This window comes from [Micrococcus luteus] ATCC 49442, from assembly GCF_010367585.1.
GTDB lineage: Bacteria > Actinomycetota > Actinomycetes > Actinomycetales > Micrococcaceae > Arthrobacter > Arthrobacter luteus_A.
The window spans coordinates 707,747-724,894 of record NZ_JAAAXP010000001.1 but is presented as its reverse complement, the minus strand read 5'-3'; the positions used below and the strand labels follow the sequence as shown (position 1 = coordinate 724,894).

18 protein-coding genes are annotated in these 17,148 nt (G+C 65.8%); 9 read left to right on the top strand and 9 right to left on the bottom strand.

The features are described 5' to 3' along the window. Positions 1 to 10: 10 nt before the first annotated feature. Together GUV69_RS03380 and GUV69_RS03375 are read left to right on the top strand one after the other, a co-directional pair. Complete coding sequence (locus GUV69_RS03380; protein WP_164199718.1) at positions 11 to 1,669, top strand: amidohydrolase; 1,659 nt, start codon at positions 11 to 13, stop codon at positions 1,667 to 1,669. Positions 1,670 to 1,774: 105 nt separating this feature from the next. Next, positions 1,775 to 2,518, top strand: a complete 744-nt coding sequence (locus GUV69_RS03375) for a polyprenol monophosphomannose synthase (RefSeq protein ID WP_164199716.1) — start codon at positions 1,775 to 1,777, stop codon at positions 2,516 to 2,518. A 154-nt stretch (positions 2,519 to 2,672) separates the two neighbouring features. Here GUV69_RS03375 and GUV69_RS03370 read toward each other — a convergent pair whose 3' ends face one another. The 4 genes from GUV69_RS03370 to GUV69_RS03355 form a co-directional block, all read right to left on the bottom strand. Then, complete coding sequence (locus GUV69_RS03370; protein ID WP_003802221.1) at positions 2,673 to 3,020, bottom strand: RNA polymerase-binding protein RbpA; 348 nt, start codon at positions 3,018 to 3,020, stop codon at positions 2,673 to 2,675. Between the two features lie 273 nt (positions 3,021 to 3,293). After that, the gene (locus GUV69_RS03365; RefSeq protein WP_164199714.1) at positions 3,294 to 4,235 is read right to left on the bottom strand and encodes an SPFH domain-containing protein; all 942 of its coding nucleotides are present in this window, start codon (positions 4,233 to 4,235) and stop codon (positions 3,294 to 3,296) included. Positions 4,236 to 4,290: 55 nt separating this feature from the next. Next, positions 4,291 to 4,755 (bottom strand): NfeD family protein, encoded by a 465-nt coding sequence (locus GUV69_RS03360; protein ID WP_164199712.1) that lies wholly within the window; start codon positions 4,753 to 4,755, stop codon positions 4,291 to 4,293. Positions 4,756 to 4,858: 103 nt separating this feature from the next. Beyond that, complete coding sequence (locus tag GUV69_RS03355) at positions 4,859 to 5,743, bottom strand: putative RNA methyltransferase (RefSeq protein WP_164199710.1); 885 nt, start codon at positions 5,741 to 5,743, stop codon at positions 4,859 to 4,861. A 110-nt stretch (positions 5,744 to 5,853) separates the two neighbouring features. Between GUV69_RS03355 and GUV69_RS03350 the strand changes: the two genes are divergently transcribed. Then, positions 5,854 to 7,836: a S9 family peptidase gene (locus tag GUV69_RS03350; protein ID WP_164199708.1), complete on the top strand. Its 1,983-nt coding sequence runs from the start codon at positions 5,854 to 5,856 to the stop codon at positions 7,834 to 7,836. 13 nt (positions 7,837 to 7,849) lie between these two features. Here the strand turns inward: GUV69_RS03350 and GUV69_RS03345 are convergent, their stop codons facing one another. Beyond that, positions 7,850 to 8,515: a peptide deformylase gene (locus GUV69_RS03345; protein ID WP_164199706.1), complete on the bottom strand. Its 666-nt coding sequence runs from the start codon at positions 8,513 to 8,515 to the stop codon at positions 7,850 to 7,852. A 59-nt stretch (positions 8,516 to 8,574) separates the two neighbouring features. Here GUV69_RS03345 and GUV69_RS03340 point away from each other — a divergent pair, with 59 nt between their 5' ends. Beyond that, entirely contained in the window at positions 8,575 to 8,994 is a 420-nt protein-coding gene (locus GUV69_RS03340) for a nuclear transport factor 2 family protein (protein ID WP_164199704.1), read from the top strand. A 57-nt stretch (positions 8,995 to 9,051) separates the two neighbouring features. Here the strand turns inward: GUV69_RS03340 and GUV69_RS03335 are convergent, their stop codons facing one another. Genes GUV69_RS03335 through GUV69_RS03325 form a run of 3 tightly spaced genes read right to left on the bottom strand, consistent with a single transcriptional unit; the run spans position 9,052 to position 12,110 of the window. Further along, positions 9,052 to 10,224, bottom strand: a complete 1,173-nt coding sequence (locus tag GUV69_RS03335; RefSeq protein WP_244292600.1) for an FAD-dependent oxidoreductase — start codon at positions 10,222 to 10,224, stop codon at positions 9,052 to 9,054. Further along, positions 10,187 to 10,879: a methyltransferase domain-containing protein gene (locus GUV69_RS03330; RefSeq protein ID WP_164206189.1), complete on the bottom strand. Its 693-nt coding sequence runs from the start codon at positions 10,877 to 10,879 to the stop codon at positions 10,187 to 10,189. Before GUV69_RS03330 ends, GUV69_RS03335 begins: the two co-directional genes overlap by 38 nt. A 13-nt stretch (positions 10,880 to 10,892) precedes the next feature. Beyond that, a complete protein-coding gene (locus GUV69_RS03325) occupies positions 10,893 to 12,110 on the bottom strand; it encodes a type III polyketide synthase (protein ID WP_164199702.1) in 1,218 nt (405 codons plus the stop codon). 277 nt (positions 12,111 to 12,387) lie between these two features. Here GUV69_RS03325 and GUV69_RS03320 point away from each other — a divergent pair, with 277 nt between their 5' ends. The 5 genes from GUV69_RS03320 (at position 12,388) to GUV69_RS03300 (ending at position 15,998) form a co-directional block, all read left to right on the top strand. Continuing rightward, positions 12,388 to 13,482 carry an ATP-binding protein gene (locus GUV69_RS03320; protein ID WP_164199700.1) on the top strand — a complete coding sequence of 365 codons (1,095 nt, stop codon included), beginning with the start codon at positions 12,388 to 12,390 and terminating at the stop codon, positions 13,480 to 13,482. 109 nt (positions 13,483 to 13,591) lie between these two features. Further along, complete coding sequence (locus GUV69_RS03315; protein ID WP_164199698.1) at positions 13,592 to 14,626, top strand: NAD-dependent epimerase/dehydratase family protein; 1,035 nt, start codon at positions 13,592 to 13,594, stop codon at positions 14,624 to 14,626. 238 nt (positions 14,627 to 14,864) lie between these two features. Next, a complete protein-coding gene (locus tag GUV69_RS03310; protein WP_164199696.1) occupies positions 14,865 to 15,116 on the top strand; it encodes a hypothetical protein in 252 nt (83 codons plus the stop codon). Positions 15,117 to 15,205: 89 nt separating this feature from the next. Beyond that, entirely contained in the window at positions 15,206 to 15,604 is a 399-nt protein-coding gene (locus tag GUV69_RS03305; RefSeq protein ID WP_164199694.1) for a DUF3054 domain-containing protein, read from the top strand. Positions 15,605 to 15,716: 112 nt separating this feature from the next. After that, entirely contained in the window at positions 15,717 to 15,998 is a 282-nt protein-coding gene (locus tag GUV69_RS03300; RefSeq protein WP_056340053.1) for an Lrp/AsnC family transcriptional regulator, read from the top strand. A gap of 69 nt (positions 15,999 to 16,067) precedes the next feature. Here GUV69_RS03300 and trpD read toward each other — a convergent pair whose 3' ends face one another. Next, a complete protein-coding gene (gene trpD / locus GUV69_RS03295) occupies positions 16,068 to 17,126 on the bottom strand; it encodes an anthranilate phosphoribosyltransferase (RefSeq protein ID WP_164199692.1) in 1,059 nt (352 codons plus the stop codon). Between the last annotated feature and the right edge of the window lie 22 nt (positions 17,127 to 17,148).

Genomic DNA, 17,148 nt, shown 5'->3' with positions numbered 1-17,148 from the left:
CTCCGCCCGCATGACCGCTGAACAATCCGCCGTGCCCGCCCCGCCCGAGCGAAAGGTGGTCCTCTACCGCAACGGCTCTGTGTATTCGGCAGCAGATCCATTGGCCACCGCCATGGTGGTGGACGGCGACACAGTCGCCTGGGTGGGCTCCGAGCAGGCGGCCTCGTCCATTGCGGATTCCTCCATGGAGATCATCGACCTGCGCGGTGCACTCGTGGCGCCGGGGTTTGTTGACTCCCATGTCCACCTCACGGAGACCGGCATCGCACTGAGCTCCCTGCAACTGGGCGGTGTCCGTTCCGCGGCGCAGTTGCTGGACGCCGTGTCTGCGTCCCGGGGAGAAGGGCCGGTACTGGGGCACGGCTGGGACGAGTCCACCTGGGCGGACTCTTCCCTGCCCGGTGCCGAGGAACTTGAGCGCGCGGCCGGCGGCCGGCACGTGTTCCTGTCCAGGGTGGACGCGCATTCGGCGTTGGTGTCCTCCTCGCTTGCTGCTGCCGCCGGACTTGCCGGCCTGGACGGCGCTACCGCCGGAGCGCAGGTGTCGCGTGCTGCGCACACCGCCGCCCGCAGGGAAGCCCGGCGGCTTCCCGATGCCAGCCTCCGCGTCTACCAGCAGCGCGCCCTGACCGAGGCAGCCGAAAACGGCTACGTGGCGCTGGCGGAGATGGCGGCGTCACACATTGGCGGGGTCGAAGATCTCCGCCTTGCCGCGGCCTGGAACAACGCACCAGGGGAACACCCTGTGCCGGAAGTCCTGCCGTACTGGGGTGAACTTGCCACATCGGAGGAGCACGCCCGGCAACTGCTGGACGGCCTTGGCGTCCCCGTGCGGGGACTGGCCGGCGACCTGAATATCGACGGTTCCCTGGGCTCGCGGACCGCGGCCCTGCGGTCCGGCTACAGCGACGCTGAGCGGGAGCAGGGCAGCCTGTATCTCACGGCTGCGCAGGCAGGCGCGCACCTGGCAGCGTGCTCGCTGCTGGGCATCCAGGGCGGTTTCCATGTCATCGGCGATGCCGGCCTCGATGCCGCGCTCGAGGCACTGGACATCGCCGCCGCGGAAGTGGGCGAACAACGGATCCGCGCCGTCGGCCACCGCTTCGAACATGTGGAAGTAGCGGATGCCGGCGCCATCGCGCAGCTGGCCCGGTTCTCCGTCACAGTAAGCGCACAGCCCGGCTTTGACGCCGCGTGGGGGAACGACGGCGGGATGTACCAGCAGCGCCTGGGTGACCGCAGCCGGGCCATGAACCCCTTTGCGTCCTTCTATTCGGCCGGCGTCCCCATCTGCTTCGGCAGCGACAGCCCGGTGACGCCGCTGCGGCCCTGGTCCAGCGTGCGCGCCTGCCTGGAACACCACAACGTCGGCGAACGGATCTCAGCCCGCGCTGCGTTCCTGGGCCACACCCGGGCAGGCTGGCGTGCAGCCAGGTATCACAACCCGATGGCCGGCCAGCTGGTTCCCGGCGGCCCGGCGAGTTTCGCTGTTTGGGACGTTGAGGAACTGATGGTCCAGGTGGCGGACGGAAGGGTGCAGTCCTGGAGTACGGATCCGCGCGCCCGCACGCCCCTGCTGCCGGCGCTGGACACCGGCACCGATCCGGTTTGCCTCCAGACCGTCCGGGATGGCCATGAGCTATTTTCCAGTGCGGCCCTGCGTTCCTGATCCGAAGCGCAGGTCACCGCCCTATAATGGGTAGTTGCGCCTGCCATCCAGCGACTTCATGGGTGGTCAGCCGCTCCGACCGCTCCCGTCCAGGAAAGGCCCTTTGTGCGCGTCCTTACCATTATTCCGACTTACAACGAGCTGGAATCGCTGCCCAAAACGCTCCAGCGCCTGCGGGCAGCCGTACCCGCCTCGGACGTTCTGGTGGTGGACGACAACAGCCCCGACGGTACCGGGCACCTGGCGGACCGCATTGCTGCCGACGATTCCCAGGTCCACGTCCTGCACCGCAAGGGCAAGGAAGGACTCGGTGCCGCCTACATTGCCGGGTTCAAGTGGGGCCTGGAAGCAGGTTACGACGTCCTGGTGGAAATGGATGCCGACGGCTCCCACCAGCCCGAACAGCTGCCGCAACTGCTCGAAGCCGTGGAGCAGGGCGCTGACCTTGCGATGGGTTCCCGCTGGGTCCCGGGGGGCAGCGTGGTTAACTGGCCGCTGTACCGGCAGGCTATTTCGCGCGTGGGCAGCACTTACGCACGGCTGATGCTGGGCCTGAAGATCAAGGACGTCACCGGCGGCTACCGCGCCTTCCGCAGAACCACGCTCGAAAGACTGAACCTCGATCAGGTTGATTCAGTGGGGTATGGCTTCCAGGTGGACCTGGCATGGCGTGTTGCCAAGATGGGCCTCAGGATCGAGGAGCGGCCCATCACCTTCGTCGAGCGCGAACTCGGCGCCTCCAAGATGAGCGGCAACATTGTGGTCGAGGCCATGATCAATGTCACCAGGTGGGGTCTTCAGGCACGCTGGAACAAACTAACGGGCAAGAAAGCCCCGGCTCAGGGTTAATACCCTATGGCTGCTTGGCAGCCGGTTAAGTGCGGAAGGCCGGCCCGGCAACGTGGATCACGTTGCCGGGCCGGCCTTTGCTTTGCGTTCAGCTCCGGATCGTTGAGGACACCGGAGTCTCAGTGCGCCTCAGTGAGGCATAACTGCCAGTGGGTCAGGCGCTGCGCCGTTCACCGCGGCGTTCGCGCAGGATGGTCAGCCGGTCCTCGAGGATCTGCTCCAGCTCGGGGAGGGAACGGCGCTCCAGCAGCATGTCCCAGTGGGTACGGACAGCCTTTTCGTTGCTGGTGTCAGGACGTTCGCCATCAACCAGGAGCGCTTCCTTGCCGGTCTTGGAGACCCACACGGGAGGAATTTCAGCCTCTGAAGAGAACGTGACGAAAACCTGCTCGCCGTCCTCGCACCGGTATTCCACACGCTGACGCGGAGCCGGCTCGACGCCGGACTCGGTCTCCATGCTCTGCGCGCCAAGGCGCATACCCCGCAGGCTGCGATCGCTCATGTTTTCTCCCTCTGGTCGGTTCGCGGAGCAAGGCCCCACGCCATCCGATGCGACGTAACCGCACCGGACTGTTGTGTGCACTGTGCTGCATCATAAGATTCAACGCATTGCGAAGCGTTCTTGTTCCAGCGGATCTGGTCCGACCGGACAAACACTCAATTATACCGGTATGCATGCCCGCCGCCAAACGGTGGCGGTGAACTGCATACCGCGGAACGCCAGGAGGCCGTGCCGCCTGGTAGGGCAGCACGGCCTCCTGAAGGCGTAGCCGGGTTAGGGCTGCTTGGCGGGTTCCTCATCGAAGAGTCCGCCGCCGGCCCGGGGATCAGGGTTAGTGCCGCCTAATGCGTTGCCAATGCCCTTGAGTGCTTCCCCGACCTCGCTGGGGATGATCCACAGCTTGTTGGAGGATCCTTCGGCGAGCTTGGGAAGCGTCTGCAGGTACTGGTAGGCCAGCAGTTTCTGATCGGGGTTTCCCTTGTGGATCGCGTCGAAGACCTTTTGGATGGCCTGCGCTTCACCGTCCGCGCGGAGGATGGCGGCCTTGGCGTCACCTTCCGCCGCGAGGATGGAGGCCTGCCGCTGTCCCTCGGCCGTCAGGATGGCTGACTGCTTGGTGCCTTCCGCAGTGAGGATCGCTGCGCGGCGGTCACGCTCGGCCCGCATCTGCTTCTCCATCGAATCCTGGATCGAGTGGGGCGGGTCGATGGCCTTCAGCTCGACACGGGAAACCCTGATTCCCCAACGGCCGGTTGCCTCATCAAGGACGCCGCGCAGCTGACCGTTGATCTGGTCGCGGGAAGTCAGCGCCTCTTCAAGATTCAAGCCACCCACGACGTTACGCAGCGTGGTGGTGGTGAGCTGCTCCACGGCCTGGATGTAGTTGGCGATTTCGTAGGTCGCTGCACGTGGATCCGTGACCTGGAAATAGACCACCGTGTCGATGGAAACCACCAGGTTGTCCTCGGTGATGACCGGCTGCGGCGGAAAGGACACCACCTGTTCCCGGAGGTCCAGGAGCGGCAGGAGCCGGTCCACAAACGGGATCAAAATGGTCAGGCCCGGGTTCAGCGTGCGCTGGTACTTACCCAGCCGCTCAACGACGCCCGCCCTCGCCTGCGGAATGATCCGCACCGAGCGGACCAGAACAATTATCACGAACACGATCAGGACCACCAGCACAATGGCCAAGGCGACTCCTCCTGCGTTATCCATACATCTCCTTAACCCCAATTATTAGGCTGTATAAAACACTCTTGGTGACGCTGACCTAGGACTGGTCTGTTTGCTCCTGCGGTGCAGATACCACGGCAGTGGCGCCGTCGATGGCGGAGACCACCGCTTTTTGGCCGGCGGGCAGGACATCGCCGGCGGACCGGGCGCTCCATACATCTCCGCCGATTTTCACCAGGCCGCCAGTAGAGGTCACGGCTTCCATGACCAGTGCCTGCTCACCGATCAGCCGGTCCACGTTGGTGCGCTGCTCGGCAGGCCCCTTTTTCAAATGGCTGAGGGCAACCGGGCGGACAAAGGCGATCATCAGCAGGGACACCACACAGAAAACCACGATCTGCAGCCACAGGTCGGCGCCGGCGAAATCCGCCACAATGGCGGCGAGCGTACCGCCGCCGAGCATGATGAAGAACAGGTCAAGCGTGATCATCTCGATCACCGCGAATGCGAGGAAAGCTGTGAGCCATAACGCCCACCAGTTTTCACCGAGCCATTCAAACATTCCGTCCCCCTTGACCTTCCGGTAGCTGTCTATCTATCCTAGTCCGCCCGAAAGCCGGGCGGCAGGTCGCTGGCGGAGGAGGCACCCGAACGTGGCCAAGTCGTTACGGGGAAGGCCGTGCCTGCCGGAAGACCGAGATCCGGAACAGCGCATCCACCGCGGAGACCGGCTCCCTCCCAGTAAGTCTGGCGGCAATCGTTGCCCTGTCCAGGTGATGGCCCGCGGGCCCCATGTACGCCAAGTCGGCCATTTCCGCGGGTGTCAGCATCATCCGGATATCAACATCCCGGGTTGATTCAGGCACGAAATGGCCGGCGAGGGATTCCGCCAGCCTGGCATCCTTCTCGTTTTCAATGGCCAGCATCCCGGTTTGGCCGGCCAGGGCCGCCAGGTGTCCCGGACGCGGCGTGACCACCACCAGGCGGCCACCGGGGCGGAGGACACGGGCGAACCCGGCGGCGTTCCGGGGCGCAAAGATGACCGTCACGACGTCGACGGCGGCGTCTGCCACCGGGAGCGGCTGCCAGACGTCGCAGGCGAGGTTGATGGCCTCGGGGTTGAGGCGGGCTGCGCGCCGCAGGGCGAATTTGGAGATGTCGAGTCCGATGGCCGTGACGTCGTCGCTGATCCGGCTGACGTCGTCGAGCACTGCCCGGAGGTAGTGACCCGTGCCGGTGCCCGAATCCAGGACCGTGAACGGCGTTCCGGGGCGGACCATGGCGAGGACGGCGTCTGAAACAGCTTCCGCCAGGGGACGGTAGTGTCCGGCGTCGAGAAACGTGAACCGGGCCGCCACCATCTCCGCAGAGTCGGCTTCGAAGACGGTTCCCTTGCCGACCAGCAGATTGAAGTAGCCCTGCTTGGCCGCATCGAAGCTGTGCCCGGCTCCGCACACCAAGGCACGGCGGCCCGCCTCACCGGGGGTGGGGACCTTTAGCCTTCCGCCGCACAGGGGGCAGCGCAGCGGAGGGGGAACGGAAGACGGCATTGCACCATCTTAGGGCGGCACCGGCGCGGTTCCACCGGCGCAGGTGCCTCCCGGGCATAACGGGGCGTTGCTGTTCGGTCGCGGCCCCGCCTCAGGTTAGGCTCACGTGGGTGAAGCCAGAACACCTCCCGCTGCTCAACTCCGTGTCGCCCCCGGCCGTCCACCCGGACGGCAGCCGCGCGGTGGTTTCGGTGACCCGGCCGGAATTCGACGCTGACGCCTACACGGGCCAGTTGTGGAATGTTCCGCTGGACCAGGAGAAACTGCCGCGCCGGATCACGCGGGGCTTCCGGGACACGGCCCCGGCTTTCTCACCCGACGGGCTGGTGCTGGCCTTCCTGCGGTCGGACGGGGCGTCGTCGAAAGCTCAGCTCTGTGTGGTGGAGGCCGACGGCGGGGAACCGCAGGTCATCACGGAGCGGCTTCTCGGAGTGGAATCTTTCTCGTGGTCACCTGACTCACACCGGATCGTTTTCAGTTCCCGCGAGCCGGAGGCCGGGCGCTATGGCAGCGTGGAAGACGTCGCGGCGGACGCAGAGGAGCCGCGGCTTATTTCGACGCTCCAGTACAGGCTCAACGGGGTGGGCTACACCCGCGACAGGCCAAGGCAATTGTTCCTTCTGGACGTTCCTGAGCTCGGCGGCGAGCCGGCTGCGCGGCTCCCGGAGTCCGTTCAGCTGACCCGCTTCACCACGGATACCGCCAGCGGGACCTTCAGTGCCGACGGGTCTGCCGTCTACTTCGCTGCGGCACCTTCGGACGGCGACGACGTGCTGGCCACCAGCATCTACCGGGTGTCGGCAACGGGCGGCGAACCCGCGGAAGTCGATCTTCCGGCCGCCCCGCCGCAGTCAGTACTGGATGTCCGCGAATCCAGGGACGGCCAGTGGCTGTTCTTCATTGCCCGGGACCTTGGCGGGTCGGGCAGGGATTTTGTGGCGCGCAACGCCGTGCTGTGCTGTGTACCTGCGGGCGGCGGCCGGCCTGTTCCGTTGACGGACCCGGAGATGATGGACGTCGCCGCTCCCGGCAGCCGGATCGAGCTTCGCGGCCCGGACCGTGTTCTGGTCCTCAACAACGCGCAGGGCACAGTGGAACTCCTGGAGCTGGGAGCAACGGGTGATCATTCTCTGCTGGTGCATGGGGACAAGGCCGTGACCGGAGCCGCCTGGTCGGGTGGTTCGCTTTTTGTCTCCTTCGCCGATCCCTCTACCCACGGGGATCTCGCAGTGCTTGATGACGGCCAGCTACGGATCCTGACAGACTTTTCGGCGGCCCTGAGGACCCAGGCGGACCTTGTGGTGCCGCAGGAGCTGACGTTCGATGCGCCGGACGGCTATCCCGTTCACGGATGGCTGGTTCGGCCCGCGGGCAAGGGTCCGCACCCCGTCCTGCTGAACATCCACGGTGGTCCCTTCAGCCAGTTTACTGTGGCTTTGTTTGACGAGGCCCAGGTCTACGTGGCGGCAGGCTATGCCGTTCTGATGTGCAATCCGCGCGGCTCTGCCGGCTACGGCCGGGACCATGGGCTGGCCATCCGGGGCCGGTTTGGCACCGATGACATGCGGGACGTCCTGGCATTCCTGGACGGCTCCCTGGCACGATTTCCAACGCTCGACGCAGGCCGCCTGGGCATCATGGGCGGCTCCTACGGCGGCTACCTCACGGCCTGGACCATCGCGCACCACCACAGGTTCAAGGCAGCCATCGTCGAGCGGGGATTCCTGGACCCGGTCAGCTTCGAGGGCTCGGCGGACATCGGCTGGTACTTCGGCGGCGAATATCTGGGTGACTCAGCGGAGGCGCTTGCGGCCCAAAGCCCGCTCGGACACGTAGCCCGGGTCCGGACACCAACCCTCGTGATCCACAGCGAGGACGACCTTCGCTGCCCGTTGGAACAGGGCCAGCGCTACTACACGGCTCTGAAACGGCAGGGGACGGAAGCCCGGCTGCTGATATTCCCCGGCGAGGACCACGAACTCTCCCGGTCAGGACGTCCCCGGCACCGGCGGCAGCGGTTCGAGCACATCCTGCGTTGGTGGGCCCGGTACCTTCCGACAGCGTCCAACCCTGCGGAGGTCCCACAGGGTTGATCGGCCGACCCCCTCAGGAAGCGTCGGGGAGGAAGCCCAACGCAGCGCGGGCCTTGCCGATACCGGGTTCAGACCAGTTGGCGGCATACTCAGCGTTGCTGCTCAAGGACCGCAGCTCGGCACGGTCAATGTAGAGGGTGCCGTGCAGGTGATCGGTTTCGTGCTGCACGATCCGGGCCTGCCAGCCCTCGAATTCCTGTTCCATGCCCAGGCCGCCGGGCGTTTCAAACTGGAGCCGCACACGTTCGTGGCGCACCACGACAGCCTGCAGACCGCTGAGCGACAGGCACCCTTCAAAGAAGGCAGCGGTTTCCCCGCCGACGGGCGTGTAGCGCGGGTTGAGGACGGCCAGGAAGTCCAACGGGGTGCGGTGCCGCACGGCAGCCACGTCCGGGTCGACATCGAACCGGTCCTCGAGTACCGCGAGCTGGAGCGGAATCCCGATCTGCGGGGCGGCGAGCCCTACGCCCGGCGCCTCGTGCATCACCCGGCGCATCAGGGCGATCAGCTGGTCCAGCTCGGCGGCGGGGATCTGGCCGTCAAAGGCGGCGGCAGGCTGGCGGAGCACGGGATGCCCGGCCTGCACGATCGGTGGCAACGCATCGGCGGCCAGCATCTCCTGGACCCGTTCCCGAAGGTGCCGGGGTGTGAACGGTGTCGGCGGCGATACGGCAGTCATGGGGAAAGCCTAACGGCGGAAGGACGGGGCTGCAGGCCACGTCAGTTAGTGTCGATGCCATGTCAGAACCGATTTCCTCCGATCCCGTCGCACTGAAATGCGTCCTGGATTTTGTCAGCACCCTCGAAGCCGGAGGCGGCGGAGACGCCCTCCGGCCCTTCCTAGCCTCGGAATTCCGCCTGTTCGAGGCGCCGCACCTGCTCGCCCCCGAAGGCTCCACGCGCACTCTGGAACAGGTCCTTGCAGGTGCCGAGCAAAGCGGCGAGGTGGTAGCCGACCAGAAGTTCGAGATCCGTCGCACAACCTGCGAAGGTGGCCGCGTTGTCCTTGAGGCCGATTGGTCGGCCACCATCCTGATGGACCTGAAATACTGGGACGCCGGCGAGACCATCCGGGCCCGGACGTCATCAGTCTTCGAGGTCCGCGACGGGTTGATTGTCAGCCAGGACAGCTACGACTGCTACTTCCGGAACACCTGACGGGAAGTGGCGGGGCTCCGCGCCCTGCAGGCACTCCCCGGTGCGGTTCCCTGCGGTTCACTGCATGGTGAACCGCCGGGCCACTAGCCTGTTCGCGGCCGGAGCCCCCGCCACCGCGCCGAGGACCAGATTCCTTGCGTCCAGGAACGGCGGCCCCAACGGGCGCCCCAAGGACATGTTCACCTCGGCCTGCCAGCGTGCACGACCGGCCGCCCGGCGGCGGCCAACCTCGTAATCCCGGAGACGCCGGCCCACAGGCCTGCCCGCCAGGGATGCACAGATGATCGGTGCGAGCTCCGCTGCGTCAAGCCAGCCGAGGTTCATGCCCTGGCCGCCAATAGGGCTGATCTCATGTGCAGCATCTCCGATCAGCACGGTCCGTCCTGCCACCAGGCGGGCCGCGATGGCGGACCCGGGACTGAAGGCACTCAGCATGGTGTTGGTGTCAGGATCCGGCCGGACGCCGGTGCGGCCGTGCACCAGCCGTGCCAGCTCGCCTGCGTCCGCGTTCGGTGCCGGGCTGCCCAGCCGTGCCACCCAGCGCCGCTGCCCGCCCGGGAGTGGAAAAGATTCCACGATGCCTCCCCGTTCGAGATACAGCACCGCTTCCTGGCCGTGGTATCCGTCGGCCGCGAAATCACCCATCAGGTAGTGATCGGGGTAGGACCTGGACAGCACCTTGATCCCGAGCCGGCTGCGGAGCACTGACCGGGCTCCGTCAGCGGCTACCAGTAAACGTGCGGTGATCCGGCTGCCCGCACCGCCGCCCTCAGGTGCGGCAACGGCGACGGTGACCGCACCGCCGTCGTCCGTTACGTCCGTAACCCGGGTTCCCCGGAGCAGTGCGGAACCGTCCAGTTGGTGCACGCGGCGTTCGAGCAGGAATTCCGTCACGGACTGCGGGAGGGACAGGATGAACGGGAAGCGGTCTGAAACGGTGGCGAAGGACATGGAGCCGACCGTCCGGCCACGGCTGAGGGCAGTTCCGCGCCGGATTGGCACGCCGGCATCCACCATGTCCCGTGCCACGCCCACGCCGTCCAGGGCTGCCAGGGCCGGGGGGTGAATGCCGATGGCCCTTGAATGATCCTCACGCCTGGGCCGCTGTTCAAGGACCCGGACCTTCACGCCTTGCTGGAGGAGCAACGCGGCAAGATAGAGGCCCACGGGTCCGCCGCCACAGATCACCACGTCATCCACGGGAGTGCACCGGGCGGTGGACGAGGACATGGTGGAACGGCGGGTGGCGGCGGACCAGCCAGCCCGGGGGAGCGGCGGCGGCAAGTTCGGCAGGGGTGTAGCTGCGCCGGATGGAAACCAGGCCGTCGGCGCGGATGAACGATCCACGAAACGGCAGGGCGGCCAGGGAGAACAGGCCGTAGGCAGCCGCGCTTCGGCGGAGGTCGTTATGGAGGCATAGCTGCCGGGCCAGGGCCTGCGAGTCGGCCAGGAGTCGGGCCAGGTCTCCTGGTTGCAGGTGATGGATGACATGGTTGGAAATCACGACGTCGAACTGCCGCCCTTCGCGGACCAGGTCGCTGCTGTCCGCCTGAAAGAAACTGACGCGCGGGTGGTGGGGACGGCGGGCTGCGAAGCTGCAGGCCCTGGCGTCCGGGTCCGCGCCGGTGACCTGGAGCAGCAGCCTGTCCCGGCGCGACCACTGCGCGAGCAATAGTGCGAGGTCGCCGCCGCCGCTGCCGATGTCCAGGACAGTGGTGACGGTCCGGGGGGAGAGCAGGGGGCGCAGCTCCTGGACATATAGCAGCCGCCAGCCGGAAAACAGCCTGTTGACCAGGCCGAACTGCCGGTAGGTTCGTTCCAGCTTCAGCGGATCGCAGTCCGGCGCGTCCATCAGTTCCACAGCGGCTGCATCCCGCACGGGCATCAGCACCACGGAATCAGGCCCGGGAGGCTGCCGCCGCCCGGTCCGGGAGCTGTTCAGCGGAACGGGTGCTTCCCGGGGCAACGCCGGGGACGGCCCCGGCGGATTGGCGGAGTTTGGTGAAGAGCCCGGTTTCCACGGTGAGCCCTGGACCGAACGCCATGGAGCAGATGCGTTCGTCGCCGTCCACGGGCGGCTGGTCCAGGATGTGCTTGAGGACGAACAGCACGGTGGCACTGCTCATGTTGCCGTACCTCCGCAGCGTTTCCCGTGCGGGTATCAGCTGCTCGTCGGTGAGTTCGAGCCGCGACTGGACCTTGTCCAGGATGCTCCGGCCGCCGGGGTGTATGGCCCAGTGGCGGATGTCGCGGTAGGGGAGTCCGAGCAGGGACCGGTCGCGGGACAGGAGCGGCTCGAGGGCGCCGATGATGTGGTCATCGATGATGTGCGGCACGTAGTTGCCCAGGATCATCTCGAAGCCGTGATCGCCGATGTTCCACGCCATGGATTCTTCGCCCACCGGAGTCAGCACGGTCTCGAAGTGGTCCAGCTGGAGCAGCGCCGGTGCATCTGCATCCGTCCGCGCAGTGACGATTGCAGCGGCGGCGCCGTCGGCAAACAGTGCGGATCCCATGATGGTGTCCGGATCGTTGGAGGTCCGGACGTGCAGGGAGCACAGCTCGGCGCAGACAACCAGCACAACAGCTTGCGGATCTGCCTCACAGAACGATTTGGCGGCCCGCAGCGCCGGGAAGGCGGCGTAGCACCCCATAAAACCGAGGTGGTAACGCTGCACGGCAGGGTCAAGGCCCAGCGCCCGGACGATCTTGTAATCGGGACCCGGGTTGAAGAATCCGGTGCAGGAAACGGTGATGACATGACTTATGTCAAGCAACGTTAAGTCCGGGCAGGCGTCCACAGCAGCCCGCGCGGACTCGATGAACAGCTTGGTGGCCTGCTCGGCGAAGATCTCGTTCCGCGCCTTGGTTGACGGGTTCAGGAGGAGGCCTGTGGCGGGGTCAAAGAACTGGGGATCGTCCGCGCGGAAGGCCATTGTCATTTCGTCCACAGCGGTGTGCCGGGTGTCAATGGCGGCCGAATCGAAACACGTGTTCACCAGGCGTGAGCCCAGCCTGGTCAGCCCGGGCTGAGCTGCGAAGACGTCCCGCGCTTCGGCCTGGATCAGCACAGTGGGCGGGACAGCAGTTTCCAGTGAACGCACGTAGACCGTCATTGGTTCATTCTTGGCGAGCACCGGGAATATGACAATGGCGGGAGGGCCGCGAACGCCTTCCCAGGCCCCTTTCGGGCACCGTGGAAAAACGCCGATAATCTACATTATGTCAAGTAATGCTTATTTAGGCACTGGCGGATCCTCTCCCGCCGATGTCCCCCACGGCCCGGACAGCAGCCGGGCTGACAACCCGAAGGCATCAAACACACAAAACTCATATAAACTCACAGCGCTGCAAACTCACAAGGCACACAAGCACTCACAGGAGCCGCAATCAATGGAAAACCCGTTTCGTCCCTCGGCCGGAGCAACGCCGCCGGAAATCCTCGGCCGGGCCGGCGTGCTGGATGAGTTCGAGTATGGGCTCCGGCTAGGCTCCGGCGCCCCTGGCTTGCTGACCATCTTTACCGGTGCCCGCGGCATCGGCAAGACAGTTATGATCGGCGCCGCACACGACATCGCCCGCGAAAAGGGCTGGGCAGTGGTCTCCGAGACCGCCACCGCAGGCTTCATGGGCCGCATCGGTGAGTCCATGCGTCAGCTCGCTGAGGAGCTGGGCACCGGCCCGGCCAACCGACGGATCACTGCGATCGCCGCCGCCGGCTTCAGCATCACCACCCGACTCCCGCCCGAACGCCAGGTAGCGTGGCGGACGTTGGGCGAAGGCCTGCTGAGGCTACTGGACGAACGCGGCAACGGACTGGTCATTACGGTGGATGAGATCCATGCTGCCGACCGCAGCGAACTCGCCCAGCTGGCTGCCAGCGTCCAGCACTTCATCCAGGACAGGCTGCCCATCGGCCTGGTCTTCGCCGGGCTGCCCGCTGCCGTTTCCGACCTGCTCAACGAAGGAGTGGCAACTTTTCTCCGCAGGGCCGACAAAATCGATCTCCACGCCGCAGCCGTCCGGGAAGTGGAGGAGTCCTTCGCCAGCACCTTCGCCGAGGCAGGCTTCGACGTCTCCCCCGGCCTCGTCCGCCGCTCAGCGGAGGCCACCGGAGGGTACCCCTTCCTCATCCAACTGGTCGGTTACTTCCTCTGGAAGGAAGCGGAGAACAACCAGGGAAGCCTCAGCCCCGAATCAGTTGAACGCGCCATCGAGGCGGCAAACCGCCGCAACGGGCGCACCGTCATCGAAGCAGCCCTCGCCGCTGCCTCCCCCAAAGACCTCGATTTCCTTCAGGCAATGGCCGAAGACGACGGACCTTCTGTTGCCGGAGACATCGGCCGGCGTCTCGGAGCCAGGACAAACCTCGTCGCCAACTACCGTTCCAGGCTGTTGGCGGCGGGTCTCATCGAATCCACCGCCCACGGAAAGGTCGATTTCGCGATCCCTGGCCTCCGGCAGCATCTCCGGGGCCGCAACACGTAGGAGAAGGCGTCCGCCCGTCACCAGCCGGAAGGTTCCCGAATGACCATGCACGGTCTTCAATGGACGTAAGGCAACTGACGGTCCAGAGCTCGATATCAAGGAGGACACCATGCGCATAGTCGTTACGGGCGCCACCGGCCACGTTGGCACGGCACTCCTGAAGCGTCTTCGAGAAGCACGTTCCCAGCAGAGCGCTGACCTGCAGATCGTTGGTATTGCCCGCCGGAAACCCGACCAGAATGCGGCACCGTACCGCGACATCGAGTGGCACAGCGTGGATATCGGGGATCAAGGCGCCCTGCCGGCACTGGCGAGGGCCTTCGCCGGGGCGGACGCAGTGGTGCATCTGGCCTGGCTCATTCAGCCCAATCATGACCGGGAACTGCTTCGACGGACCAATGTGGAGGGAACGGCCCACGTTCTCAATGCGGCCCGTACGGCCGGCGTGGGCCATATCGTGTGCGCTTCGTCAGTGGGCGCCTACTCGCCGGCTCCCAAAGACCCTCGAATCGACGAGGAGTGGCCGACAGACGGCATTCGGCGGTCCCATTACAGTGTGGACAAAGCGGCCCAGGAGCGGCTCCTCGACGGCTTTGCCAAGGAAAACCCCCACGTCGTTGTGGCACGGCTCCGACCTGCATTAACGTTCAGCGCCGAGGCGGGCAGCGAGGTGGGAAGGTACTTCCTCGGCAAGGTCTTAGCGAGGCTCGTGCCCCGTGAACCCCGGCTGCCCTTTTTGCCCGTTCCGAAGGAGCTGGTTTTCCAGGCAGTGCACGCCGACGACGTCGCAGACGCCTATTGGCGCGTCCTGGAGCGGCGGTCGCCGGGTGCCTTCAACATCGCGGCCGAACCCGTCCTTGATCCGAATGTACTCGGTTGGCTCCTGAAGACCCGCCGGCTGCTGCCGCTGCCGCTCCCGGTGCTGCGCGCCGCCGTCGAAATGAGTTGGCGCCTGCGGCTGCAGGCGACCGACGGCGGGTGGATCGACATGGCCGCCGGCGCGCCCATCATGGACACAACACGTGCGCACGCGGTCCTCGGCTGGACGGCACAACGAACATCACTTGAGTCGCTGACTGAAATGCTGGACGGTCTGGGAGCCGGAAAGGGACGGCCGGCCTCTCCCCCGCTCACGCCCCGCTAACCCGGACCGGCGATGCATCAACCCGGGGCGTGGCCAGACACACCACGGGCAAGTAGCCCGTCCGGAAAACTCGAGTACGTCCTACGCATGCAGGGACGGGTGCACGGCTCCTAAGGTCTTTTCATGGCGGCACGCTGGGGTACGTCAGCTTTCCATGCATCACCGGGCAGATCAGTGTCGATCCTTCCGCCACCTTGGAGAAGACGGCATTGTTCAGTTCTGACTCTTAGGACGTCATATGCTGCAATCCCTCATTTCCCCCGCCTTCTCCCCCTCGGTAATTCCCCAGGCCCGGGAGCAGGCGCTGAAGGAAGCCCCGGGGAGGCCTGTGATCATGCTCAGACCGGCTCCGGTCAAAGTCCGCTCCATCCTTGGACATGCCATCGCCTACACCGTCACGCACGTTTTGGTTGAGTGGACTGCCGATGAACAGTACAAGGTCCGGTGGGAGGCCTCCTGGCTGGTTCGGCGGGTCGAAGAAAGCTCCTGAGAAACACCGCGGCAGAGCATTACGGCCCTGGCCGGCCCAGCCCGCTCCCCCGTCGTTCGTTGCGGGGAGCCCGCGCTAGGCTCGAAACCATGACTTTCCCGACGCATGAGCACTCCACTTCCGCCGGCACGCGAACGATTACGGCGTCGGCTCTGGCCGATGCCGTCCTGATTCTGGTCTTCGCCGCAATCGGCCGTGACACGCACCAGCGCTCCGACGTCCTCGCCGGAGTCTTCCTCACGGCTTGGCCGTTCCTCGCCGGTGCCGCCCTTGCGTGGCTGGCCGCCCGGGCATGGCGGCGGCCGCTGTCCATAAAATCCGGCGTCGCCATCTGGCTCGGAGCGGTTGTCGTCGGCATGGCTCTGCGCGCCCTGACCGGCCAGACAGTGGTGCTTCCCTTCGTCATTGTGGCCCTTCTTAGCCTTGGCCTGGGGCTGCTGGGTTACCGGGCACTCATCGCTCTGGCGGGCAGGCTCCGGAAGTCCTGACCGGGCACCACCGGGGCCCGGGCCTGGCCCTTGGTGGTCATGTAATAGGCTGACATCACCATTGGGTTTTGCCGGGCACAGCTACGGCCAACTGATCCGGAAGGATTGAAAAGTGATCACCGCATTCGTTCTGATCAAGACCGACGCCGCACGCATCCCGGAAACCGCTGAGGAAATTTCCGCGATTCCGGGTATCAGCGAGGTCTACTCCGTGACCGGGGAGTGGGACCTGATCGCCGTTGCCCGGGTAGCACGGCACGAGGACCTGGCGGACGTCATTGCCGACAAACTCTCCAAGGTTCCCGCCGTTGTCCACACCACCACCCACATCGCCTTCCGCGCGTACTCCCAGCACGATCTCGATGCAGCCTTTGCACTGGGTTTCGAGCAGTAGCACGCGCTGAAGGAAAATGGCGGGCCCGGCTGATCAGCCGGGCCCGCCATTTTCCTTCAGTGCGATAAGTCACGGCCGGGTCAGGGCCACCCACTTATCCAGGACCGCTGCCGCAGCACCGGAGTCGATCGACTCGGCGGCCCGGCCCAGGGCCGCGCGCATACGCTCGAGGAACGGGCCCTCCGCCGTCGCATCGAAGGCGACCAGTCCGGCGGCCGCATTGAGCAGTACGGCGTCGCGGGCGGCTCCGGTCTTACCGGCAAGGACATCACGCACGACGGCGGCGTTCGCTTTGGCGTCCCCGCCACGGAGTTCCTCCACAGTTGCGGGACGGATGCCGAGCTCGGCCGGGGAAAAGTCCAGCTCGGTGACGGTGCCGCCGCGGATCTCCCAAACGGTGGATGGTCCCGTTGTGGTCAGTTCGTCGAGCCCGTCGTTCCCGCGGAAGACGAGGCCGCGGCTCCCCCGCTGCGCCAGGACGCCGGCAACAAGCGGAGCCATCCGTGCATTGGCCACGCCTACTGCTGATGCCTGCACCAACGCCGGGTTGGTCAGCGGGCCCAAGAAGTTGAACGCCGTGGGAATGGCCAGTTCCTTACGGGGAACGGCCGTGTGGCGGAAGGACGGGTGGAACACCTGCGCGAAGCAGAACGTGATACCGGCCTCCCCCGCGTTCCTGGCAACCTGCTCCACCGGGAGATCCAGCCGGACACCCAGCGCCTCAAGCACATCGGCAGACCCCGACGACGACGACGCCGCCCGGTTCCCGTGCTTCACCACCTTCGCTCCGGCGCCGGCAGCCACCAGCGCGGCCATGGTGGAGATATTGATGGTGTTGAGCTGATCACCACCCGTGCCCACGATGTCGAGTTTCTCGCCGGGAATGCTGATGGGTGTGGCGTGCCGCAGCATCGCTTCCACCAGCCCCGAGATTTCGTTGACGGTCTCACCCTTGGAACTGAGGGCCACGAGGAACCCGGCTATCTGGGCCGGCGTCGCCTCCCCGGACATAATCCTGTCCATCGCCCACGCGGTGCTGTCCGCCGTGAGATCCGTGCCGTTGATGAGCGCTGAAATAAGCCGGGGCCACGTGTTGCCGGCCGCCGGCGCGGTTGCCTGAGAAGTCACCTCCTGATGCTATCGAGCCACC

Excerpts from the sequence above, each read along its gene's own strand:
- GUV69_RS03320 (WP_164199700.1), top strand. The coding sequence starts at position 12,388 with ATGGAAAACCCGTTTCGTCCCTCGGCCGGAGCAACGCCGCCGGAAATC.
- GUV69_RS03365 (WP_164199714.1), bottom strand. The coding sequence starts at position 4,235 with ATGGATAACGCAGGAGGAGTCGCCTTGGCCATTGTGCTGGTGGTCCTG.
- GUV69_RS03325 (WP_164199702.1), bottom strand. The coding sequence starts at position 12,110 with ATGACGGTCTACGTGCGTTCACTGGAAACTGCTGTCCCGCCCACTGTG.
- GUV69_RS03315 (WP_164199698.1), top strand. The coding sequence starts at position 13,592 with ATGCGCATAGTCGTTACGGGCGCCACCGGCCACGTTGGCACGGCACTC.
- GUV69_RS03335 (WP_244292600.1), bottom strand. The coding sequence starts at position 10,224 with ATGTCCTCGTCCACCGCCCGGTGCACTCCCGTGGATGACGTGGTGATC.
- GUV69_RS03310 (WP_164199696.1), top strand. The coding sequence starts at position 14,865 with ATGCTGCAATCCCTCATTTCCCCCGCCTTCTCCCCCTCGGTAATTCCC.
- GUV69_RS03340 (WP_164199704.1), top strand. The coding sequence starts at position 8,575 with ATGTCAGAACCGATTTCCTCCGATCCCGTCGCACTGAAATGCGTCCTG.
- GUV69_RS03380 (WP_164199718.1), top strand. The coding sequence starts at position 11 with ATGACCGCTGAACAATCCGCCGTGCCCGCCCCGCCCGAGCGAAAGGTG.
- GUV69_RS03305 (WP_164199694.1), top strand. The coding sequence starts at position 15,206 with ATGACTTTCCCGACGCATGAGCACTCCACTTCCGCCGGCACGCGAACG.
- GUV69_RS03330 (WP_164206189.1), bottom strand. The coding sequence starts at position 10,879 with ATGCCCGTGCGGGATGCAGCCGCTGTGGAACTGATGGACGCGCCGGAC.
- GUV69_RS03360 (WP_164199712.1), bottom strand. The coding sequence starts at position 4,755 with ATGTTTGAATGGCTCGGTGAAAACTGGTGGGCGTTATGGCTCACAGCT.
- GUV69_RS03345 (WP_164199706.1), bottom strand. The coding sequence starts at position 8,515 with ATGACTGCCGTATCGCCGCCGACACCGTTCACACCCCGGCACCTTCGG.
- GUV69_RS03370 (WP_003802221.1), bottom strand. The coding sequence starts at position 3,020 with ATGAGCGATCGCAGCCTGCGGGGTATGCGCCTTGGCGCGCAGAGCATG.
- GUV69_RS03355 (WP_164199710.1), bottom strand. The coding sequence starts at position 5,743 with ATGCCGTCTTCCGTTCCCCCTCCGCTGCGCTGCCCCCTGTGCGGCGGA.